Consider the following 23,812-nt stretch of genomic DNA (forward strand, 5'->3'; position numbering starts at 1 on the left):
GGCGACGCTAAGAGTATAAATTCTTTTAAAAACAGCGCATTGGCATACAATTATCTGAGCCTACATGAAATCCTAGCAATAAGCCTGTACTAATGTAAAGGATTTTCCGCAAAGCATCACACATATGCGTTGCCAAATATCCACTGGAGCGCTTAAGGTCTTGCAATTTTTACCAAGACATCTGCTAAGGCTATAATAAGCATTGCTCTTTCACATCAACACTATTCATCTATGCCAGTTACCAGACCTCATCAAACAATAGAACATGCAGCAACAAAAACCAAGTCTAGCAACTTGGCATTACGTATTTTGTTAGGCTTAGGTGGGCTTATTCTCGGCGGACTAGTTGCAGTGGTATTGTTAGTAGGTTTTGCCTTGACTATGGCTTACCCCAATCTGCCTGAGCTAGATGCGATTACCAGCTACAAACCCAAGATGCCTTTACGCGTATTTTCTGCGGATAATATGTTGATCGCTGAATTTGGCGAAGAGCGACGCAATGTAGTGCGATTCGCCGACATTCCTGAACTCATGAAAAAAGCGGTGTTGGCGATTGAAGACGATAGATTTTACGAACACGGTGGTGTTGATTATTTAGGCATATTGCGTGCATCAGTCCACAATATGGCTGGCGGCCCAAAGCAAGGCGCATCGACCATTACCCAACAAGTTGCCAGAAATTTTTTCCTATCCAGCGAGCAAACGTTCAAACGAAAAATTTACGAGGTATTACTCGCGTGGAAAATTGAACAAAATCTGAGTAAAGATCAGATCCTCGAGATCTACATGAATCAAATTTATTTGGGGCAGCGCTCCTATGGTTTTTCGTCTGCGGCGCAAATCTACTTTGGTAAAAGTTTGAAGGAAATTAGTATCGCTGAAGCGGCGATGCTGGCCGGACTTCCGAAAGCACCATCGTCCTATAATCCTGTTGCCAATCCCAAGCGTGCGGCAGTGCGTCAGCAATACATCTTGCAAAGGATGAAGCAGCTGGGTTACATCACTGAAGCCCAATATGAATCGGCCAAAATCGAGCAATTACAAATCAAAACCGATAGCGCTGAATTTGGCATCCATGCTGAATACGTTGCTGAAATGGCGCGGCAACTCGTGTATGAACAGTACAAAGAAGAAACCTATACACGCGGCTTAAATGTGTACACAACCATCACAAAAGCCGATCAGGATGCCGCTTATCTGGCGTTGCGCCGCGGTGTGATGGATTACGAACGACGCCACGGTTACCGTGGCCCGGAAGCCATCATAGAGATACCCGCAAATAAAGAAGAAGCCGAAAGCGAAATAGAATCAGAGCTAGCGGATCATCACGATAGCGATGATCTGGTTCCCGCCATGGTACTCAGCGCCGATACTAAGTTAGTCAAAGCAGTACTTTCTTCGGGCGAAGAAATTCAGATCAGCGGTGCTGGCCTAAGCTTCGCCGCGAGTGGTCTACTTGCTACGGCACCGGCAAATAAGCGCATACAACGCGGCGCAGTGATACGCGTGGTACAAGAAGGTGCCAACTGGAGCATTACCCAGATACCTGAGGTGCAATCTGCATTTGTCGCGGCCAGCACCACAGATGGAGCGATTAAAGCTCTGGTCGGCGGTTTTGACTACAACATCAATAAATTTAATCACGTGACGCAAGCATGGCGGCAACCTGGCTCAAGTTTCAAGCCTTTTATCTATTCGTCGTCCCTGGAAAAGGGCTTATCCCCCTCAACCATCATTAACGACGCACCTATCAGTTTCGACGCAGGACAAACCGGTGGGCAAGCATGGGAACCAAAGAATTATGATGGCAAGTATGAGGGCCCGATGAGTATGCGTAAGGGCTTAACCAAATCAAAAAACATGATTTCGATACGCATACTGCAAAAAGTCGGTGCAAAATACGGGCAGGAATACACTAGCCGTTTCGGTTTTTTGCCAGAAAAAAACCCTCCTTATTTGACCCTGGCATTGGGCGCTGGAGCTGTGACGCCATTGCAAATGGCTGGCGCGTATGCGGTGTTTGCGAATGGCGGATACAAAATCAATCCCTATCTGATTTCAAAAATCACCGACACCAGCGGCAAAGTATTGTCACAAGCCATGCCTGATCTGGCTGGCGACGAAGCCAATCGCGTTATCGATGAACGTAATGCCTTTTTGATGGACAGTATGTTAAAAGATGTGGTCCGATATGGTACCGCGACTAAGGCCATGGTTTTGAAGCGCCCTGATCTTGCAGGAAAAACTGGCACCACCAATGATTCTATCGACGCCTGGTTTGCCGGCTATCAAGCGAAATTGGTAGGAATAGCTTGGATAGGCTATGACCAACCAAAAAATTTGGGGAATAAGGAAACTGGCGGCGGCTTGGCTTTGCCGATCTGGATCTCGTATATGCAAAGAGGTTTGAAAGAGATCCCGATAGAAGAGCGGGCGATACCCAAAGGAATTATCCAGGCAGAAGGAGACTACTTCTACGCGGAAAATCCACCAGGCTCAGCAATCCGTAATTTAGGTGAGCCCGAACAAGCGATTATTGAAGAGTAGATAAGTAAGACTTACGCAAAATTGGTGCAGTCAAGTGCCTCGCCTTACCGTACTTTATGTACAGTAAGGCGAGCGCAAAGACGCCCGTGTAATTTTGCTTAGCGTCGACAAAGTAACGCGTTCAGGCGGCACCTTGTTCATTAGCGATAGAGGACAAGGTGCTGAAAAATTCTGAGTTATCGCGCGTGTTGCGCCACACCTGACCATCATGTTTATAGTGAAAACCGCCAGACCTTGCTGCCAGCCACATCTCTTGCATCGCAGCCTGACTATTGACAATAATTTTTGATCCGTTGTTGACGAATTCAATTTCTAAAACATTGCCACTGCGCTTGCAATCCACATCAAGCTCATCATTATCAAAAGCGCGTTCGAAAATTTGCTCAACTTGTTGCAGACACTCATCGGCCATTTTCAAAAATTCTGTTTCGGTCATGTTACACTCCAGCGCATCGATAAACCGCCATTCTATACGCTGTTGAACATTTTGAAAAAACCTACTCTTATTCTGGCCCTGAGCATCTGCAGCGGGATCGCCGCCCTCAGTGGCTGCGGGCAAAAAGGCCCGTTGTATCTATCAGTCAGGCCAACTGCCGTCAGCGCCCCCAAGCCAGCAGCACCAGCAGAAGCACCTAAGGCAACTGCCGCCTCAGCCAGCACGATAGAAGAAAAAAGCGATGAGATAGCAGTGCCGCAAAAGTAAACGCTTTAGAACGCTTTGGCAGTGTGCGTGAGGTGGGCGCGCCAGCGCCAAAAAACCCTGATCGCCAACAAGCTAAAGACGATCACCGCAAACAGCAAGGGCTGCGAGAAATCATGCTTGCCCGCTTTCATCCAAAAATAATGCAGCACCGCTAGCGGCGCAATCACATACACCAGTCTATGCAAGAGCTGCCAGCGCTTGCCACCAATACGTTTGATCATGCCATTGCTACTAGTCAGTGCCAGTGGTATCAGCAACACAAAGGCAGAAAATCCTACTGTAATAAAGGGGCGCTTCAAGACATCGGCCCACATTTCTTCGAATTCAAAGAAATGATCGAACCACAGAAAAGTCATGAAATGCAGGAAGGCATAAAAGAACACATACAAGCCCAGCATGCGCCGCAGACGTATGATCCAGTGCCATTGCAATAGCTTACGCAAGGGTGTCATTGCCAATGTGATGCACAAAAAATACAGGGTCCAGTCACCGGTATTTCGGGTAATAAATTCGACCGGATTGGCACCAAGTTTATCCAGATAGGTGTAGGTCAGCAAACGCAAGAAGGGTAGCAATGCCACGGCAAATAATAGCCACTTGATGCGCGCCAACTGCTGATTAGTCACGTTCATATTAAAAGAATTTCTTCAAATCCATGCCGGCATACAAAGCAGCGACTTCGCTGTAACCGTTAAACATTAAGGTCTTACGTTTGCGGCTGAGCAGACCATCTTCACCGATGCGACGCTCGCTCGCTTGCGACCAACGCGGATGATTTACGTCTGGGTTCACATTCGAGTAGAACCCATATTCAGCAGGTGCAGCGATATTCCATGCGGTGCGCGGCTGCTCTTTGGTAAAGCGTATTTTGACGATGGACTTGGCTGATTTAAAGCCATACTTCCATGGCAAAACAATGCGCACAGGCGCGCCATTTTGATTAGGTAATACTTCACCGTACATGCCTAAGGTGAGTAAGGCCAGAGGATGCATCGCCTCGTCCAGACGCAGACCTTCCACATACGGCCACTCAAGTACAGGGCTACGTAAGCCTGGCATTTGCTTTTTGTCTTCAAGCGTGATGAACTCGACGAAACGCGCATTGCTATTCGGTTCGACCTTCTTGATGAGTTGCGACAAAGAATAGCCCACCCAAGGGATCACCATAGACCAGCCTTCCACACAGCGCAGGCGATAGATACGTTCTTCCAGCGGTGCTAATTTCAGCAAACTATCCAGGTCCAGCGTCATCGGCTTCTTGATTTCGCCCTCAATAGCGATACTCCATGGGCGCGGTTTTAAACTACCGGCAGTCATCGCCGGATCGACCTTGTCAGTGCCAAACTCATAAAAATTATTGTAGGTGGTGGCGTCTTTATACGAGGTTTTTTTCTCCATCAAGGCATAGGCAGGATTGACGGCAGCTGCCAATTTTTGTGCTGTTGGCGATTGCGCAAAAGCCTCACGGTTGGCCATCTCCAGCAAGGAAGCACTGGCAATAGAGCCCACTGCGATTTGTCGAATAAAGTCACGACGCGATTCAAACACCGCACGCGGTGTGATTTCTGAGGAAAATGGTAAATCGATACCATTAGGATTACGTTGGATCAGCATGATGACTCCGTGGGCAAGGCGATGGAAATTCGACAATATCAGCGTGTAGGACAGCAAATATCGTGCTTAGTTTCTCATGAGTCGGGCAGCTCCGCTGATCCTTACATTTTCCCAGATAAAAAGAGCATTCGTATGAAAATTGCTAAAAATCGATATTCCGGAAATCCCCCATCTGATGCGGTATTCTTTTTACCAAGCATTTGAACAACACAGCTAACGGAACGCAGCGCAATTCTGTAGCCCACCATCCCCGCCAGCGCGCATATTCCATGCGCCTTTCAGGCCAGCATGCTTGAAGAAGCGCATGGAATATGCGCTGTGGCATGGGCACCAAGTTATTTCTATACAGCACTTCACCGATGCTTAACGCAGGGCTTTTCCGGTAATCGCGATGCTGCTTGCGGTGCAGCTTTGTCCGGTATTTTTAATGAAATAGATAGCGCGCGTACCACCATGCCTGAGCATGGCGGCATGAAACACCACGCTACTGCCGTCACGCGAGATCAGCACTCCCCTTGAATCGATCCAGCGCCCGGCGATCTCGCAACGCTGCTTACCATTAAGAATTTCCATGGTGCTATAACTACCTTGATCACCGTAGTAGAGATGTTTACGCAGGCAAGTTAAGGGGCTACGATCGGCACATCGAATATCGAAAGTAGTCTTATCCACCAGGGCGCTCAAACCTTGAGGCAGTTCACCGGCGAGATTGCGAAATGCCGGTGGCGTCCACGGCTCTATGATAAAAACAGCATCTTTGATCACATTGACACGGGTTGCGGATCGGTAGCTCATGCCATTCAATATAGTTTTCTCGCTATGCTGAAAACGCTGCCATAGGTTAATGCTATTCTTGGCATCCTGCCCCTCCAGAAACACATAATTCTCGTCGCTGACCTCTAAAGGAAACCGCAGATTGTAGGGACTTTGATAAATCAGCCTGGCGCTATCGTCGCTCAGATTAATTTTTAATAGTTGATTCACCTGCTTATCCCAGGTCGTCACCAAGATCTGCGCATTATTATTGGCGAACGTAGTAGAAAGTGTATTCGGCGGTAAAGCGACTTCGCGAATAGTCGCGACTTCGCTGCCTTTGAGGTCTAGCAATTTTGCATGCAACTTACCTGAACTATCATTCCAGCTAACTAAAAGGCGTTGCCCATTCGGGCTGAGCGCTAATTGGGTATTGTCAGGAATCTCTCTCGAAGTACCGTCGTAAGACGGCGAGACGCAGGCGCTTAAGCTCAGCGTGCACAAGAGAATAAAAATGAGGCGACTCAGATTAAGTTTCAGCGCTGTCTGGCAAAAAAAGGGGAGCTGCATATATCGTCCTCAATGTAGTCGGCCCAGATTCTGGCTTATGTAAAATTTAAACATGCCTGGCCCAGCGCGCATATTCCATGCGCCTTTCAGGCCAACATGCTTGAAGAAGCGCATGGAATATGCGCTGTGGCGGTGCCTGTTTTAAGATTTCAAATACTGCACCACGCGCTATGGCTGCGATTAGCGAGTCAGCTCGCTAATCGCCTTCCCTGCGGGGTCACGCCAAAGTCACATCCGCGTCACATCGCACTCTTATACTCAGCAAATCCGCCTAAGTTTCCCCACCAGGAGAGGATTTCGCCCGCTGCGCTATAGGCGTATGTGGGCTTTTTTTATGGTTTGAACAGTTTGAGTAGTCGTTCGCCCAGGCTATCCTCTATGTCCAGGGCTTTCACCCCATTGCCGCCCTCGGCTTGGTATTCGGCATAACTCCATTTACCATCGATGCTCACCACATTCTCTGGGGTGGCGCGTATCACTTCCGGCTTGCCGGCCAGCGCAGTGCGCATGCTGTCTATCCAGATCGGCAACGCCAGGGTGGCGCCGAACTCACGTCCGCCCAAGGATTTAGGATCGTCGTAACCCATCCAGGCCACCGCCACGATATTGCTAGCGTAACCGGCAAACCAGCCGTCCATGGCATCGCTGGTGGTGCCGGTCTTTCCGGCAAGATCGTGCCGCCCTAGTCGTTGCGAGGCCGCGGCACCAGTGCCGGAGCGGGTCACCTCACGCAGCATGCTGTCCATGATGTAGGCGTTGCGCGCATCGATGACTCTGGCTTCTTCCGGCGCGACGGCAGGTACTTTGGCTTCAAACATAATTTTGCCGCGGCCATCGGTGACCTTCTGTATCAGCCACGGACTAACCTGATAACCACCGTTGGCAAATACCGCGTAAGCGGCGGCCAACTGCACCGGCGTCACCGAGCCAGTGCCCAGCGCCAGCGTCAGATTAACCGGGTGCTTGGCAGCCTCAAAACCAAAGCGTGGCAAGTAGTCGCGCGCATAGCTCGCACCTATGGCTTTTAGAATTTTTACCGAGACCACGTTTTTCGATTGCGCCAGCGCAGTCTGCATGCTGATGGGGCCATCATATTTGTCGTCGTCATTGCGCGGATCCCAGCGCAGGCTTTCGTTGGTGTCGGCCGATAAGGGACTATCGTTAATCATGCTGCCGGCAAAAAACCCCTTCTCCAAAGCTGCCGAATAGATGAAGGGCTTCATGGACGAGCCGGGCTGACGCCAGGCGCTGCTGACATGGTTGAACTTTTTGCGATTGAAATCAAAACCGCCGACCAGCGAACGATACGAACCATCCTGAGCATTGAGGGAAACATAAGCGGCATCGACTTCCGGCAATTGGCTGATCTGCCAGCGCGCCTTGCTCTTACTGTCTTGCATGACACGTATCACTGCACCTGGGCGCAGCTTCAGATCGCGGTTGGCTTTCGCTTGCAGAGCCGCGTTGGCAAAGCGCAAACCGTCGCCAGAAATCTGGATAGACTCGCCTGTGGCTAGTTCGGCTTTCACCAGTTTAGGGTTAGCCTCAGTCACTACTGCGGCGAATAAAAGATCGCTGGCCGGGTGCTTGAGCAAGACTTCATCGATCGCATCGTCGCGCTCATCTTCATCGCCAGGCAACTCGATGAATGCCTCGGGCCCACGATAACCATGGCGTTGATCGTAGGCCATGACGTTGCGGCGCAAGGATTCATAGGCAGCCTCTTGCTCGGCCTTGTTGATGGTAGTGTAGACCTTGATACCCATGGTGTAGGTTTCTTCCTTGTATTGCTCGAAGATACTTTGTCTGACCGTCTCAGCCACATAGGCGGCGTGCGACTCAAATTGCAGGCTGCTGTTGATATGCAATTGCTCATTGCTGGCTTGCTCAAATTGCGCATCCGTGATGTGGCCCAGCCTGCGCATACTTTTCAGTACCAATATCTGGCGCTGCTTAGCCCTTTGCGGATTGACTGCCGGATTATGTCTGGCCGGATTTTGCGGTATCCCTCCCAACATTGCTGCTTCGGCGATACTCAACTCTTTGAGTGATTTACCAAAATAAGTCCGTGCAGCACTCGAAAAACCATGGGTACGCTGACCCAAATAAATCTGGTTCATATACAGTTCAAGGATCTGATCCTTGCTCAACGCCGTCTCTATCCGGTAAGACAGCATAACTTCCTTGAGCTTACGCGACAAAGTTCTTTCCCGGGTTAAGAAAAAATTGCGCGCCACCTGCATCGTAATGGTCGAGGCGCCCTGCTTCACGCCCCCCGTGACGTCCGACAAGACGGCCCGCGTCACGCCGATAAAATCGATGCCACCGTGCTCGTAAAAACGCGAGTCTTCGATAGCCAACAAAGCATTTTTTAGTACATCGGGGATCTCTTTGATCGGTACAAAGTCTCTGTGTTCCTCGCCAAATTCACCGATCAGAGCATTGTCCGCCGTGTAAATGCGCAGAGGTATCTTAGGTTTGTAATCGGTGACCGCATCAAGCGAGGGTAAATCAGGTGCCAGCACCAGCAGAGCAAAAGCGAGCAGCGCACCACAGACAACAGCGATCAAGGCAGCGAGACTAAGTAGCCATTTCATTTTGTTTATTTACCTAAAAAATTTTGATGATTTTTTTAATGCGAAATGCGATTGACGCTTCGGTGGAACTCTATTCTTCCAATGCCTGCAACAGATAAAGTTTTTGATAGATACCTTGATTCAGTACCATTAGTTCTGCGTGGCTGCCCTGCTCGCTGAGTTTGCCGTGATTTAAGACGATGATATTGTCGGCATCACGGATCGTCGAGAGCCGGTGGGCAATCGCAACGATGGTCACCTTGCCGCGTAAATCGGTGAGCGCCATTTGCACGATTTGCTCAGTTTCGCTATCGATATGCGAGGTAGCCTCATCCAGGAACAGGATGCGTGGCTGACCAGCCAGGGCACGGGCAATCGCGATCAATTGTTTTTGTCCGGTCGAGAGTCGGGCACCGCCCTCCCCTAGCGGGGTATCGTAACCGTGTTCCAGCTGCAAAATAAAATCATGGACCCTGGCCGCCTTGGCGGCGCTAATAATATCGGCCTCGCTGATGGCGCGCCCCATGGAGATATTTTCACGCGCATTGGCGGCCAGCAAAAACGGCTCTTGCGGTACCAGGCCAACGCTGGCGCGAAAGTGCTCGTCGCTATAACTGGCGAGTGGCTGACCATCGACATCGATACGTCCGGCTTGTGCGGTATAAAAACGCAACAGCAAACTGAGTAAGGTCGATTTACCACTCCCGGTATGACCGACGATGCCGTAAAAACTTCCGGCCGGAATCGCTAGATTAATATCATGCAATACCGGTTGATCAGGATCATAGCCAAAGCTCAGATGTTGCAGACGCAGTTCACCACGCAAAATTTCTGCATCGCTGTGTACCGCAGTGGGCACCGCTTCATTGAGTAAGGTATTCACACGGGCTGCCGACACCACGGCTTGCTGAATTTGGCCGAACTGCAGGGTAATCTGTATCAATGGATCGACCACGCGTGCAATATAGCTGACGAAGGCATACAAGATCCCGACTTCTATGCCAGAAAAACTGCGCTGACTAAACACATAAATGACTGCAACCAACAGCACGGTATTGAGTAAATCCAGGGCCGGCCGCAATAGCCAGGCATTGGCGCGCAACTCGTCCAGACGCGCACCATAGTGCTGACGATTGGTGTTTTGAAAGCGTTGACCGAAACCGGTTTCGGCATTACAGGCTTGCAGTGCGCTCATGCCGTTGATACTTTCGGCCACCTGGGCATTGATCTCGCTACGCAGCTGTCTGGCACGCGTCACGGCCGGTGCACTCCAGCGCTGATAAAACCAGACGATGATCACCACCGCCGGGATCAGCATCGTCACGATCAGCATCAGCCGCCAATCTAGCCACGCCATTGCCGCCAGCGCGCCTATCACGACGATAGAGCTATCGAGCATTACAAATAAAACTTGTACATACAGGTTCTTGACCGCCTCGGTATCGTTAGTGACTCGGCTCACCAGTTGCCCGGTAATTGCCTTGTCAAAAAATGCCATAGGTAGGCGCAGTACGTGCGCATACACTTGTTCGCGCAAGCGCCTTACCGAACGCATCGCCACCCCGGCCAGACGCACCAGTTGCAGATAACGCAGCCAGGTGGCGATCCAGCCAGTCAACACAAAGCTCAGCAACAGTAACAACACCATGCTGTTATCCATCTGATGCGGCAATAAGTAATTATCGATAAAGGCCTTGCCGAGCAACGGCCCGACCGCCTCCAGACCCGCCGCCAGCACCAAAAACAAAATGCCTAGCCAGACATGGCGTTTTTCTGGCTGCGCCGAATTCAGTAGCAATTGCACTGCCAGTTTTTTTTCTGAGACCGAACTACTCACGCCACTTTTTTTGTCTTTTTTCATCACTGCATCGTCTTTAGGCGGCATCGAGGCTAGCCTCCAATTGTTGGTAGCGCCACTGGCTGGCATACCAGCCGTCTGCAGCCAGTAGTTCGGCGTGCCTGCCTTGTTCAACTATTTTCCCTAGTCGTAGCACCACGATGCGATCGGCGTCCGCTACCGCACTTAAGCGATGACTGACGATAATCGCACTGCGCTCTGGATGCTGTGCACGCAAACCGGCCAGATGCTGCAGGATACGGGTTTCGGTATCGGTATCGACCGCCGACAAGGCATCATCAAGCAACAGCAAGGGGCTGTCTGTCAACAACGCACGCGCAATCGCGACGCGCTGACGCTGACCACCGGACAAGGTCACGCCACGCTCCCCGACCGCAGTGTCGTAGCCCTCCGGGAAACGCAAAATATCTTCATGCACCGCCGCCAGTTCGGCCGCGTGCATGATTTGTGCGCGCGTCGCATCGGGATTGCTCAAGGCGATATTACTGGCGATTGAGGCTGAGAATAAAAACGGCTCTTGCGCCACCCAATTAACGGCATTGCGCAGACTGTTCAAGCGGTAATCAGCCAGGCTATGCCCACCCCATTGCACGCGTCCTTGTTGCGCTTCAAACTGGCGCAATATCAGCCGTATCACACTCGATTTACCCGCACCGGTAGGCCCAACAATGCCCAGTGTCTGCCCCGCAGGCAGAACAATACTGACATCATCGAGCGCAGCATGCTGCTGCCCTGGATAAGCAAACACGATGTTCTCGAAACTCAGGGTGCCGTGCGGCTTCGCCTCTTGCTGGCCGCGATCCTGTATCGCTAAGTCCTGATCCAATACCGGTTGCAGGCGCGCCCATGCTGCCTTACCACGCTCCAGCAAGGACAAGACCCAACCGGCAGCGAACATAGGCCAGATCAATTGCCCCAGATACATGCTAAAACTGGTCAGTACACCAATCGTCATCTCGCCATGCCAGACCAGATAGCCGCCCACTGCCAAGGTCAAAGCGCCTGCCGCGGTCAAGGCACCGCCGACGGCCGGCTCGTAGGCCGCTTCCCAGCTTTGCGACTTCAGGCTCGCTTGCGAGGCTTGCTCAGCCAGTTCAGCAAATTGTGCAGCACTGCGTTGCTCTAAGCCGAGCGCACGCAGAGTGCGCACCCCGGATAAAGTTTCTTGTACCTGATCATTAAGTTTACTAAATCGATCCAGCGAATCGCGTGAGGCATCATGCACATGATGCGTGATGTGCTTAAAGGCCCATCCCATAAAAGGGAAAGGCAGTAGCGCCGCCAGCGCCAGCCGCCAATCGACCCCGAGTAACATCATGCCGATCACCAGCACAAAGGTCATGGATCCATCGAAACCGGCCAGGGCCGCCTCACCGGCAGCCAACTCGATGGCATCGGCGTCGTTGGTGCCCAATGCCATCAAGTCACCGGTGCGCTGGGTTTGAAAGAAGCCTGGACTTTGCAAACTGAGACGCTGGTACAGACGGGTGCGTAACTCCATCCCTAACTGATAAGAAGCGGCAAACAATTGCAAGCGCCAACCCACCCGCAGAAAATAGATTGCCACGCCCATCAAGACCAGGGTCCCTAATTCCAACATCAGGCTAGCGCTATTGAGTCTATGCGCCACCATGGCATCAATCACGGCCCCCACTTTACGCGGGATCAACACGGTGAGTACGGCGACCGTCAGCAGCATGGCAGCGGCCGCCAGATAATGACGCTGATGGCGACGGATGAATTGTCCTAAAAGTTGATACAGGGTCATGCCTTACCTTCAAAATTGTGAGTACTATGCCAGCACTTGTGTTTCCCGGTTTAAAAAACAAACAATCCGCTCCCCCTTGCGAGTGAGCGGATTGTAGTGGATTTTCGAACGAAGAGAAAAAGCTCAGCGCACTATCGCACTACATGTGCCGCATTATCCCACTTCAGCATGTTCCACAGGAAGCTATAGGTAATTGCGCTCATATCGGCGCGCTGCGCATTGTTGGCAGCACCGCCGTGACCGCCCTCGATGTTCTCGTAGTACCAGACGTTCGCATGGCCCTGATCGAGCATTTTTGCCGCCATTTTACGCGCATGGCCGGGATGAACCCTATCGTCGCGGGTCGAGGTGATGAACAGGACGTTAGGATATGTCACCCCGGCTTTGACGTTCTGGTAAGGCGAGTAGCGCTGGATATACGCCCATTCTGCCGGCACATCCGGATTACCGTATTCACCCATCCAGGAAGCGCCAGCCAGCAACTGATTAAAGCGCTGCATGTCTAACAAAGGCACCTGACTGACGACCGCATTGAACAGTTCAGGATGCTGCGTCAGTGCCACACCAGCCAATAAGCCACCATTGCTGCCGCCCATTGCGCCCAGATGTTGCGGGCTGGTGATCTTGCTGGCGATCAGATCTTCTGCCACTGCGGCAAAATCATCATAGGCGCGTTGACGGTTTTCTTTCAGCGCGGCCTGGTGCCAGCGCGGTCCGAATTCTCCACCGCCACGGATATTTGCCACCACGTACACGCCACCTTTTTCCAGCCAGGATTTACCCAGAGCGCCCGAGTAAGACGGCGTCAGGGAGATCTGGAAGCCACCATAGCCGTACAAGAGCGTTGGGTTATTGCCGTCGAATTTCACATCCTTGCGACGTACCATGAAATAAGGCACTTTGCTGCCATCCTTGGAACTGGCGAACTTTTGCACGGTTTCGTAAGCGCTGGCATCAAAAAAAGCGGGCGACGATTTCAGCAATTCGCGCTCATCGCTTCCTGCATGTGCCAATTGGTAGACATTCGGGGTCAGATAATCTGAATAGCTAAGCAGATAGTCATCCGAACGGTAGGCGTCGACTGCACTGATGGTAACTTTCCCCATGGTCGGCAAACTAACCTGACGCGCCGTCCATTTGCCGTCTTTGAATTTCCATTCAGTCAAACTGCTTTTGACATTTTCCAGCGACTGCACCAATAGAAAATTACGGGTGCTGGTGGCGCCGGTAAATGAGGTACTGTCGGATGGTTGAAACAAGATGGTGAAGTTGCGATCGCCTTTTTTAAACGCCTCGAAATCTATCGCCAACACGCTGCCAGAGCTAAAGGTTTTACCGCCGGTAGTCCAGGCTTCATTAGGCGTGACGATAAATTGCGTAGCGAAAAAATCGATACCTGTCTGCGCCGGCACGTCGAGCTTGCTCAGTTTACCACCCTCGCGTAAAAAATTTTCGGCGGTGTAAAAAGTTACGCCCCGGCGCACCAATTCATGATGTACACCGCCATGATCGCTGCTTTGCGCAGAAACGCCCATGTCGGCCTGTTCGCCCTCCAGCAAAGTGCGGGCTGTGCTTAAAGGCGTGCCGCGTTGCCATTCCTTGACGATGCGTGCGTAGCCGGAGTCGGTCATTGTGCCGGTACCGAAATCGGTAGCGACAAACAGATGATCCTTATCGCGCCACTCCACCGTCATTTTCGCTTCAGGCAAGACGAAACCATTCTTGACGAAACGTTTGCCGGCCAAATCAAATTCGCGCAGGCTGACCGCATCGGCACCGCCGCGCGACAACTCTATCAGGCAGCGATCAAACTCAGGCTCACGACAGATACTATTCTTAAATACCCAGTTTTGATTTTCGGCTTTGGCCAATGCATCGATATCGAGTACGGTTTCCCACTTCGGCTGCGCCTTGCGATATTCTGCCAGACTTGTCTTGCGCCACAGTCCGCGCGGATGCTCAGCATCGGTCCAGAAGTTGTAGTAAGACTTGCCCATCTTGCGTATGCCAGGAATTCTATCCTTAGAATCCAACACCACCTGCAAATCAGCACGTAGCTTAGTAAAACCGGCGTCGCCATCGAGTTTGCCGCGCGTAATCTGATTGCGTGCCTTGACCCAATCGAGCGACTTCTCGCCGCCTACCTCTTCCAGCCACTGGAATTGATCGGCAACGCTATCGGCTGGCGCAGATATTTTTACATCCTGAGTATTAGCTTGTGCCTGTGCCAGATGGGCGGCACTCAGCATTAGCGCTAGCGTCATCAGTTTTAATTGTGGTCTCATGGTTTTCCTTATGGTTGATACAGAGCCGAGCGCCGAGCGCATCCGCATCTGATAGTGAGCTGAGACTGGCGGTGCTGGTAATAAGTTCCTGCGCGCGGTAAATTGCAGCGCACCTGCTAACTGATCGTAACTACTTGTAAATCCGTGTTAAAACATACTACCCACTAGTATATTTTCACTGCGCAATATTCATATGCGCAATACGCCGATTTATTTTAAAAATCAGGGGAGTATATGATTTTGCGTATTTGCAAGGCGTATGACGAACTCTCACGACACCGCACCAAACTATAATTTTGGCTGAGTCTTTTGCGCAGCGGGCACATTGCGCCGTATCCAGCTTTGCATATCTAGCCAGATGCGCTGCACCTCGGCGTCGGGCGGCATTCTTAAGGCATTGGGCAGCTCTATCGTGACGACAGGGATATTTTTATGCATGCCGCTGTAATTGCCCAATGAGCCGGGATAGACGCCGACCCGGTTATACCAGAGCCGGCCGAAACTCTTGGGCGGCTTGGCCGGACCATCCAGATCTAGCACGCCAAATGGCGCATGCACCGAGATGATTACATCCGGCTTAAATTTTTCTATCGTGTCGTAGACCCAGCGGCTCTCGGGCTCGGAAATAGGTAACTTGCCAGGATAACGGCGCGGATCGCTACGCGTGGTATTGGCCCAATATTTGGGGGCATCTTGCTGCCAGTTGGGAGTAGGGAAATTGCGGTTCAGATCGACTCCGCGCGCATTCACACGCTTGGGCTTGGCAGCCAGCAAACCGTCGGGATTAATGACCGGCGCGACCTTCCATTGAAACTCTTGCGTATTACTTTTTCCTTGCAGCTGCAGCCACTTGAACACCACCGAAGAGGCGGTTTGCTCATCGCCATGAATACCACCGAGTAGCAAAACTTTGAGCGCCTGCTTGTGACGCGGATCGGCCGCGACATCTTTAGTCAAGATCGGAAAACCATTGAAGGAAGAGATACCTGAGGTCTGCAACTTACTAGCCAGGCATTCGTTCTCGCTGACCTTAGGCAAACGTGTCGCCAGCACTGCGCACCAGTCAGTGACTGCTGCTGGCTTGCTGGTGGGATTTGAGCTTGATGCGGCATTAGACTGGAGAGGCAGTGTCAAACTAAGACTTAACACTGCCACCCGCAAGACTGCAATGGACTTACCGCTTACTTCACACCATTGCATCTAAGTTTTCCAAAAATTAAAGTCCTGCAGCAGCACGCAACAAAGTCACTTTATCTGTGCGCTCCCAAGTAAACTCAGGCTCTTCGCGACCGAAGTGGCCATAGGCAGCAGTCTTGGTGTAAATCGGACGCAACAAATCGAGCATCTGAATAATGCCTTTTGGACGCAGGTCAAAATATTCGTTGACCAGTGCAGCCAATTGCTCATCCGGGATAACTCCTGTGCCTTCTGTGTACACGGTAACGTTCATAGGACGCGCGACACCGATCGCATACGCCACCTGAATCTGACATTGTTTGGCCAGACCAGCGGCAACAATATTCTTCGCCACATAACGTGCCGCGTAGGCTGCAGAACGATCGACCTTAGTAGGATCTTTACCGGAGAAGGCGCCGCCGCCGTGAGGGCAAGCACCACCGTAAGTGTCAACGATAATTTTACGGCCAGTCAGACCGCAATCACCTTGCGGACCGCCGATCACAAAGCGACCGGTAGGGTTGATGAGAAACTTGGTATCTTTTAACCATTCTGCAGGCAGCACAGGACGGATAATTTCTTCAATCACCGCCTCGATGAAAGAAGGCTTCATCTTCTGCCCATCACTCTGCTCCGGGCTATGCTGAGTCGAGAGCACCACAGTATCGATACTGTGCGGTTTGCCATCGACATAACGCATAGTGACCTGACTCTTGGCATCCGGACGCAAGAAAGGCAGGCGGCCATCCTTGCGCAACTGCGCCTGACGCTCCACCAGTCTGTGCGCGTAGTAAATCGGCGCAGGCATCAACTCTGGAGTTTCATCACAGGCGTAACCAAACATCAGGCCCTGGTCACCGGCACCGATATTAAGATGGTCGTCATGTGCGTGATCAACGCCCTGGGCGATATCATTCGATTGCTTGTCATACGCAACCAGCACCGCACAGCCTTTGTAGTCAATACCGTATTCAGTGTTGTCGTAGCCAATACGCTTGATGGTATCGCGTGCAACCTGGATGTAATCGACGTTGGCGTTGGTGGTGATCTCACCAGCCAATACCACTAAACCGGTGTTGACCAGAGTTTCGGCAGCGACCCGTGAACGTGGGTCTTGCTCAAAAATGGCGTCAAGAATCGCATCAGAAATCTGATCAGCTACTTTATCGGGGTGACCTTCAGAAACCGATTCTGAGGTAAAAAGAAAATCATTAGCCATCGCAAGCTCCTAAAATTAAATGACCGTATTGACAATGCCGCAGTCAGGTAAAGAACCTGCGACGCTTTAGCGAAATTTATTACCCGTCTCGCAAGTTGTCTGTATTAACTCGGCGGGGGCAGCTCTCGTTGTTCTCAACGCGCTGCCAATATGTGATATTTTACGCCTCTTATTCACGCCTTGTCGAATACCCCTAATTTTTCTTAGCTTTTTTCCTAATTTATTGAGCGGCGTCATGCTTGTTATTCTTTTTCGATTTTTATCCATTTTCCCGTTGCCGGTACTCCATACCTTAGGCAGCGCGCTGGGCTGGCTGGTGTACTTGCTCTCGGGCGGCTACCGGCGTCGCATGAAAGAGAATCTGGCACGGGCCGGCTTTAGCGACAGTCTGAGCGAGGCGATTAAGGAAGCCGGCAAGACCCTGATGGAGCTACCTTTTATCTGGTGTGCCAAACCTGCGCGCGTATTACGTACCGCCAGCGTAGAGAATTGGGAACTGGTACAAGCCGCCCTAGACGCAAAAAAAGGCGTGATTTTTTTGACACCGCATCTGGGTTGTTTTGAAATCGTGGCGCAGACCATCGCCGCCAAGACGCCGCTCACGGTGCTGTATCGACCGCCGCGTAAAGCTGCACTCAAACCTCTGATAGAAGGCGCGCGCGCCAGAGATGGCTTGATGCTGGCTCCGGCGAATTTATCCGGCGTGCGCCTCATGCTGAAGGCCTTGAAAAAAGGCGAGCTGATAGGTTTATTGCCAGACCAGGTACCGCAGCAGGGTGAAGGCGCGTGGGCAAATTTTTTTGGCAAAGCCGCTTACACCATGACCTTGCCGGCAAAAATGCAAACCATGACAGGCGCCCCCATCATCCTGACTTACGCCGAGCGTTTGCCACACGGCCGCGGTTTTGTGGTGCGCTTCGTCGCCTTCGATGCGATTCTGGAAGGCGATGCCACCCAACAAGCCAACACCATCAATACGGCCATGGAACAATTAATAGCGCGCTGCCCGGCCCAATATTTTTGGAGCTATAACCGCTACAAGACACCCGACGGCGTCAACGGACCAGAACAGGAAACTGCATGAAACTCGTACTTGCCTTGATGTGGTTACTGCATTGGCTACCTCTATCCATTTTAGGACGCATAGGAGAAGCGGTCGGCAGCCTATTGTTCAAGCTGATCAAATCGCGTCGCCATATCACCCTGACCAATTTACGCTTATGTCTGCCGCAGCTAAGTGAAGAAGAAAGAGTCGCCATCGCGAAACGGCATTTTCAAGTCTATGTACGCAGTGTGTTAGAGCGCAGCATACTGTGGTGGGCTTCCGAGCGCCGCCTGCGCAAGCTAATCCATGTAGAGCCGTCGGTGCCAATGGATATCATCACGGCTGGCCCCACGATCTTGCTATGCCCGCATTTTGTCAGTCTCGATGTAGCCGGTATCGCGCTCTCGTTAGAATCACCGGTGTGCTCCATCTATACCGAACAAAGAAATAAAGTATTTGATGAGGCGCTGCGTAAAGGTCGTCTGCGCTTTAACAAAATCAAATTATTCTCGCGCGCCGAAGGCATCAAACCCATCATACGAGCGATGCGCGAACCTACGCCCTTCTTCATGTTACCCGACATGGATTTCGGCCCCAAAGATGCAGAATTCGTCCCCTTCTTTGGCATCAAGGCGGCTACGCTGACGGCAGCACCACGGATCGCCGCAGCCACCAAGGCCAAGGTGATACCGGTGATTGCCACCATACTGCCCAATTACCAAGGTTGGAAAGTGGTGTTTCATCCGCCTTGGGAAAACTACCCAGGCGATGACATGGTAGAGGCGACCCGCTTCATGAATAGCTTCATAGAAAAAGAAATCATGAAAGCGCCGGCCGAATATTTCTGGGCGCACCGCCGTTTTAAAACCCGTCCAGAAGGTGAAGCCAGCGTGTATTAAGCGGCACGGCACTTAGCTTAAAACCTCGCGTATTGGCATTCGCCAGCCCTGCCTCAAATAAAAAAGGCATTGAAACTCTTTATCGGATTTCAATGCCTTTTTAATTGAAATTAGAAAAAAATATCTGGCTCAACTTATCGCCTGTCACAATTTCTCATTAAAATATGACGTCCAAATAAACTCGCCGTCATACCTAGAAACAGCACTGATGTTAATAAAACTGCCCCTACCATTTTTACTAAATCTGACTTTGCTATTATTGTTCAGCGCCGATTGCACCTATGCGGCCCACCCGCTGGTGACTGAAGATAGTGGTGTACAAAGCACTGGCAAGCAACAAATCGAAATCAGTACTGATCACTACAGCGAGTCAAACCGCCAAAGTCAGAATGCTAGCTGGACCTATACCTACGGCGCAAATGATCAACTCGATCTATTTTTCGCTATTCCGATGAGATGGTCGGCCACGACAGGAATAGGCGACGCCTCGCTAGGGACGAAATATCTATTTTCAGAAAAAGATGGGGATAGCTGGGCGCTAAAAACAGAAATGTTTTTCCCTAGCGGATCGACACAAAAACAACTGAGTAAGGATAGCCACGACTTAGCGCTTACCTTAGTCTATAGCTATACAAACGCGGCATGGACCACGCACAGCAATCTAAGTATGACGCAAAGAAATTTTCACCAGGAACAGGCCAGCATAGAGCAGCGTGCGACGCAATGGCGCGTCTCATTGGCAACGCTATTTGCAGTCACACCAAAAATACAAGTGCTAGCCGACGCCGGACTATACCAAGCCAATCTCAAATCTGAAACCTACGTAGATCAGCATCTACTGACAGGCATCATTTACTCGCCGACTGACGATCTAGATCTGGATCTAGGCATCAAATATCTGCGCCACAAAAATTCTATTGAACGCCAGGCCGGCATAGGCATGGCCTGGCGGTTTTAAGAGTTATAGCTATTCCGATCGATCCGCAAGCCTTACGCTAGCAATTCAAGCTCATCCGCCAGCAAAGTATTCGCCGCCAAGGTATCGAGATGTTGGAGTTTTTCGTACAAGGGAGTGAAATCAGGTGCAGTCCCATCGAATAATTCCTGATAGCTATCGATGGCGAAATAAGTCTCTTGGTACGAATCGATCTTGTAGAGAGTACGCAGGCAACGCTCAATATTTAGATGGATATGGCGCGCTCCAGTTCCCTGCTTCAGACAATACTCGACCTCGCCACCTGAAGACAAAATACCTGCGCCATAAATGCGCAAACCCTGCGGCGTATTGATCAGACCGAACTCTACGGTGTACCAGTACAAGCGCGCCAGATTTTCCAGGCCACCGAGCTTCATCGCTTTCAAGCCGCCTTGACCATATCTTTGCATGTAATCGGCAAACACAGGATTAAACAGCAGCGGTACATGACCAAAAAAATCGTGGAAAACATCTGGCTCTACGATGTAATCGAATTCTTCCGGAGTGCGCAACCATACCGTCACCGGGAAGCGACGGTTGGCCAGATGATTGAAGAATGCCAACTCGGGGATCAAGCCAGGCACGGCCACAATGCGCCAGCCGGTAGCCTTGAATAACTCTTCCGAAGTGCTCTCGAATTCGGGGATGCCATCGGCTGCCTTCATCTGCTGCAGGGCATCAATGAACTCATCACAGGCTCGGCCCGGCAACAAGGCTGCCTGACGCTGATACAGTTTACGCCACAACTCATGCTCGGCTTCGGTGTAAGCGCTCCAATCCTGCTTTACGACGTATTGATCGTCGGCGTGAGTGTAGTCGCCGCGCAAGGCGGCGCCATCGGATTTTTCAGCGACTGTGGCTAAAAAATCGGCATTTGAAACGACTGAGGTTTGCATAATTTTTATCTCGAAATGAGTGAGTGTAGCCAATGCTAAGATCAAAAAAGGCTGGCAGCGCGAAGATCACGACAGCCAGCCTGAGAATTTCTGAGCGCAGCTTAAGCGCTGGCTTTCTCGTCTTTCAATACACCGCGGCGTATCTGATCGAGTTCTATCGATTCAAACAGGGCGCGGAAATTGCCCTCGCCAAAACCTTGATCGCCCTTGCGCTGGATTACTTCAAAGAAGATAGGGCCGATCACGGTCGTAGTAAAAATCTGCAACAACAATTCGCGTGAAGTTTCTGTGCTCTTACCATCCATCAAAATGCGTAATTTACGCAGCTCGGCTACGTTTTCGCCATGCCCCGGCAAACGACGATCGATCAGATCGTAGTAGGTTTCTATGGTGTCCTGGAAATCGACGCCGGAAGCCTTCATATCGGTGACGGTTTGATACACATTATCGGTACCCATCGCAATATGCTGTACGCCTTCGCCGTGATACAGATCGAGGTATTCGGAAATTTGCGATTTATCGTCTGAAGATTCATTGATAGGTATGCGTATCTTGCCGCAAGGCGAAGTCATGGCTTTCGATTTCAGGCCAGTATGCTTACCAGCGATATCGAAGTAACGCACTTCACGGAAATTAAACAGGCTTTCATAAAAATCCGACCATTCTTTCATGCGGCCCCTATGCACATTGTGCGTCAGGTGATCGATGTAGGTCAGGCCATTGCCTTTGTGATTGGCGTTGACGCCGGGAATCGCCACGAAATCGGCATCATAAATGCTGATATTGCCGATAGCGCCAGGTTCGCCGCCATCTTTGCCCTGCCAGCGATCGACGAAATAGATCAGAGAATCGCCGATACCCTTAATCGCAGGAATATTCAACTCCATAGGACCGGTCTGATTGTCAAAACCCCATGCGCCCAATTCCAAGGCACGTTTATATGCCAGATTGGCATCCTTGACGCGCAGCGCAAAAGCGCAAACGGAAGGGCCATGCTTGCGAGCGAAACGTTGTGCGAATGAATCCGGTTCGGCATTGATGATGAAGTTCACATCGCCCTGACGATACAAGGTGACGTTCTTGGTTCTGTGCTTGGCGATCGCAATGAAACCCATGCGGCCAAACAATTCGGCCAACTCTTTAGGATCGGGGGCGGCGTACTCGATAAACTCAAAGCCATCGGTGCCCATAGGGTTGTCCCAAGTCTGGATTTCCATGCGTGTCTCCTTTATATGTACTGCATTTGTAGGTTGATTTTTACTTCACCACATCAAAATTTCAGTTAACTTTGATATAGATCAAGCACTCAGTATAGTACGCAGCCCGCGCCATTAAATTGCAAAATACCCCAATAATTGAGAAAATTGCGCAATAATATGCCAAGATAAATAATATTATTAGCAGGCTATGACTAAAATCCCACTAGACAAGATAGACCGCAAGATTTTGGCGATTTTGCAAGCCGACGGCAGGCTGACCAATCAGGAAGTGGCCGAACGCGTCAACCTGTCGCCCTCGCCTTGCCTGCGCCGCATCAAGCGCCTGGAAGAAACCGGCGTCATCCGCAAATACGTGGCCTTGCTGGAGCCGGCCAAGATAGGCCTGGGCTTACTCGCCTACGTGAACGTGCGACTAGAGAAACATAATGAAGCGCCGGGCAAAGGTACATCACGCTCACCGCGTAGCGATTTTTCTGCCTCGGTGGAACAATGGCCGGAAGTGGTTGCCTGTTATGCGATGACAGGAGAAATGGATTATTTACTACGCGTCCACGTCGAAGATATGGATCATTTTTCACGCTTCATGATGGAAACGCTGCTGCGCCACACCGCGGTACTCGATGTGAAATCCAGCTTTGCCTTACAACAAATCAAGGACACCACAGCCTTACCGGTGATGAGCGCAGCAGCCAGTTAGCAATGCTCCAACAGGACTTCCTTCATCGGCACTAGGCTGACTTCGCCATAAAACTCTACTGGGAAAAGTTTAAAACAACCCCAGCCAGCGCGCATATCCCATGCGGGTTTCAAGCAGGTGTGCCTGAAGAAGCGCATGGAATATGCGTAGTGGCGGGGTGCGTTTTTTTAAATAGGAGCGTTGCCACTATACCACCGTGTGCGGTTGCTCTATCATTTGCTGGTAGATCAGGCTATGCAGCAGCATAGTGTTATTTGGTTCTACATCGACGAACTGTAAGCCGTGGCTGATGCTGACAGGCGCGTCGGGGTCGCTACGCTCGTCTTCGCTAATATTTCTGATGACAGCGCTGACCATCATCAGACTTTCGATGTGGTGCAATTTAATTTGAAACGACATCAAGAGTTTTTGATTTTTTTCAAACAAGGGCCGATTGGTCGTCACCAAAGCACCAGCAGCGCTGAGATTGGTAATCAAGACCGAAAATTTTTCATCCGGATTGGCACTACCGGCGATTTTTACCGAGGCGATGATACGCGACTTGATGCGCGGGTCTTTGCGCACCACCGAGCCCTGAATTTTCTCGGGGAAGGACAGGTGCATATACGCAAAAGGGGCACTGTTGACGCGCTTTACGTAACAATCAAAAGCAAATGCCTTTTGATTCGAAAACACCCGCACCACCACCTTATCGTTTTCCCGCAAGGAAGGCCGATTGCCGAGCACCAGCGGTGCGCCAACTAGGAAGCTAACGTTATCGAGATGGCCGATGACTTTCACAAAGGCCCGTTCGTCACCACACGAGACCGGCAGTTGTAACTGTATGCGATCACCGACCCGCAAACGCATATCGGCAAAAGAAAATTGGGAGTCGCTTTCTTTACTAGCTAAATTTTTTCCAGAACTCATTTTTTGTCTGATGAGGTAAATTAAAAAAGGATAACAGAGCACAAGCAGTCGGCATTTTTCTGTAGTCTGGCTCAGTATCGCCTGCCTACTCATCGAGCTCA

At 51.0% G+C, this 23,812-nt stretch carries 19 protein-coding genes; 6 read left to right on the plus strand and 13 right to left on the minus strand.

The features are described from left to right. Positions 1 to 231 precede the first annotated feature (231 nt). Positions 232 to 2,547, plus strand: a complete 2,316-nt coding sequence (locus tag ACO0K8_RS17000) for a penicillin-binding protein 1A (protein ID WP_422947849.1) — start codon at positions 232 to 234, stop codon at positions 2,545 to 2,547. 121 nt (positions 2,548 to 2,668) lie between these two features. On the opposite strand, the gene cyaY is transcribed toward ACO0K8_RS17000, so the two are convergent. Further along, the gene (gene cyaY, locus ACO0K8_RS17005) at positions 2,669 to 2,983 is read right to left on the minus strand and encodes an iron donor protein CyaY (RefSeq protein ID WP_422947850.1); all 315 of its coding nucleotides are present in this window, start codon (positions 2,981 to 2,983) and stop codon (positions 2,669 to 2,671) included. Between the two features lie 51 nt (positions 2,984 to 3,034). Here cyaY and lptM point away from each other — a divergent pair, with 51 nt between their 5' ends. Then, entirely contained in the window at positions 3,035 to 3,250 is a 216-nt protein-coding gene (gene lptM, locus ACO0K8_RS17010) for an LPS translocon maturation chaperone LptM (protein WP_422947851.1), read from the plus strand. A gap of 5 nt (positions 3,251 to 3,255) precedes the next feature. Here the strand turns inward: lptM and ACO0K8_RS17015 are convergent, their stop codons facing one another. The 9 genes from ACO0K8_RS17015 to metK form a co-directional block, all read right to left on the minus strand. Next, positions 3,256 to 3,882, minus strand: a complete 627-nt coding sequence (locus ACO0K8_RS17015) for a sulfite oxidase heme-binding subunit YedZ (RefSeq protein ID WP_422947852.1) — start codon at positions 3,880 to 3,882, stop codon at positions 3,256 to 3,258. 1 nt (position 3,883) lies between these two features. Continuing rightward, a complete protein-coding gene (gene msrP, locus ACO0K8_RS17020) occupies positions 3,884 to 4,864 on the minus strand; it encodes a protein-methionine-sulfoxide reductase catalytic subunit MsrP (RefSeq protein WP_422947853.1) in 981 nt (326 codons plus the stop codon). A 363-nt stretch (positions 4,865 to 5,227) separates the two neighbouring features. After that, positions 5,228 to 6,187, minus strand: a complete 960-nt coding sequence (locus ACO0K8_RS17025) for a hypothetical protein (protein ID WP_422947854.1) — start codon at positions 6,185 to 6,187, stop codon at positions 5,228 to 5,230. Positions 6,188 to 6,519: 332 nt separating this feature from the next. Next, positions 6,520 to 8,784, minus strand: coding sequence for a penicillin-binding protein 1A (locus ACO0K8_RS17030; RefSeq protein ID WP_422947855.1), 2,265 nt, complete (start codon positions 8,782 to 8,784; stop codon positions 6,520 to 6,522). A gap of 70 nt (positions 8,785 to 8,854) precedes the next feature. Beyond that, positions 8,855 to 10,624: an ABC transporter ATP-binding protein gene (locus ACO0K8_RS17035; RefSeq protein ID WP_422947990.1), complete on the minus strand. Its 1,770-nt coding sequence runs from the start codon at positions 10,622 to 10,624 to the stop codon at positions 8,855 to 8,857. 13 nt (positions 10,625 to 10,637) lie between these two features. After that, positions 10,638 to 12,389 (minus strand): ABC transporter ATP-binding protein, encoded by a 1,752-nt coding sequence (locus tag ACO0K8_RS17040; protein WP_422947856.1) that lies wholly within the window; start codon positions 12,387 to 12,389, stop codon positions 10,638 to 10,640. A 131-nt stretch (positions 12,390 to 12,520) separates the two neighbouring features. Beyond that, complete coding sequence (locus ACO0K8_RS17045) at positions 12,521 to 14,674, minus strand: prolyl oligopeptidase family serine peptidase (protein ID WP_422947857.1); 2,154 nt, start codon at positions 14,672 to 14,674, stop codon at positions 12,521 to 12,523. A 288-nt stretch (positions 14,675 to 14,962) separates the two neighbouring features. Then, positions 14,963 to 15,874, minus strand: coding sequence for a M14 family zinc carboxypeptidase (locus ACO0K8_RS17050; protein WP_422947858.1), 912 nt, complete (start codon positions 15,872 to 15,874; stop codon positions 14,963 to 14,965). Between the two features lie 16 nt (positions 15,875 to 15,890). After that, entirely contained in the window at positions 15,891 to 17,069 is a 1,179-nt protein-coding gene (gene metK / locus ACO0K8_RS17055; RefSeq protein ID WP_422947859.1) for a methionine adenosyltransferase, read from the minus strand. Between the two features lie 235 nt (positions 17,070 to 17,304). On the opposite strand from metK, the gene ACO0K8_RS17060 reads away from it, so the two are divergent. From ACO0K8_RS17060 to ACO0K8_RS17070, 3 genes are all read left to right on the plus strand, one after another. Next, positions 17,305 to 18,153, plus strand: a complete 849-nt coding sequence (locus tag ACO0K8_RS17060) for a lysophospholipid acyltransferase family protein (RefSeq protein ID WP_422947860.1) — start codon at positions 17,305 to 17,307, stop codon at positions 18,151 to 18,153. Further along, the gene (locus tag ACO0K8_RS17065; RefSeq protein WP_422947861.1) at positions 18,150 to 19,013 is read left to right on the plus strand and encodes a lipid A biosynthesis acyltransferase; all 864 of its coding nucleotides are present in this window, start codon (positions 18,150 to 18,152) and stop codon (positions 19,011 to 19,013) included. The genes ACO0K8_RS17060 and ACO0K8_RS17065 overlap by 4 nt, the downstream gene beginning before the upstream one ends. 208 nt (positions 19,014 to 19,221) lie before the next feature. Next, entirely contained in the window at positions 19,222 to 19,971 is a 750-nt protein-coding gene (locus tag ACO0K8_RS17070) for a transporter (protein ID WP_422947862.1), read from the plus strand. 32 nt (positions 19,972 to 20,003) lie between these two features. Here the strand turns inward: ACO0K8_RS17070 and phhA are convergent, their stop codons facing one another. Further along, positions 20,004 to 20,885 carry a phenylalanine 4-monooxygenase gene (phhA, locus tag ACO0K8_RS17075; protein WP_422947863.1) on the minus strand — a complete coding sequence of 294 codons (882 nt, stop codon included), beginning with the start codon at positions 20,883 to 20,885 and terminating at the stop codon, positions 20,004 to 20,006. A gap of 101 nt (positions 20,886 to 20,986) precedes the next feature. Further along, positions 20,987 to 22,102 carry a 4-hydroxyphenylpyruvate dioxygenase gene (gene hppD, locus ACO0K8_RS17080; protein ID WP_422947864.1) on the minus strand — a complete coding sequence of 372 codons (1,116 nt, stop codon included), beginning with the start codon at positions 22,100 to 22,102 and terminating at the stop codon, positions 20,987 to 20,989. Between the two features lie 190 nt (positions 22,103 to 22,292). Here hppD and ACO0K8_RS17085 point away from each other — a divergent pair, with 190 nt between their 5' ends. Further along, positions 22,293 to 22,802: an Lrp/AsnC family transcriptional regulator gene (locus ACO0K8_RS17085; protein ID WP_422947865.1), complete on the plus strand. Its 510-nt coding sequence runs from the start codon at positions 22,293 to 22,295 to the stop codon at positions 22,800 to 22,802. A 186-nt stretch (positions 22,803 to 22,988) separates the two neighbouring features. Here ACO0K8_RS17085 and ACO0K8_RS17090 read toward each other — a convergent pair whose 3' ends face one another. Beyond that, a complete protein-coding gene (locus tag ACO0K8_RS17090; RefSeq protein ID WP_422947866.1) occupies positions 22,989 to 23,711 on the minus strand; it encodes a flagellar brake protein in 723 nt (240 codons plus the stop codon). Between the last annotated feature and the right edge of the window lie 101 nt (positions 23,712 to 23,812).

This window comes from Undibacterium sp. Ren11W (assembly GCF_049340485.1).
GTDB lineage: Bacteria > Pseudomonadota > Gammaproteobacteria > Burkholderiales > Burkholderiaceae_D > Undibacterium.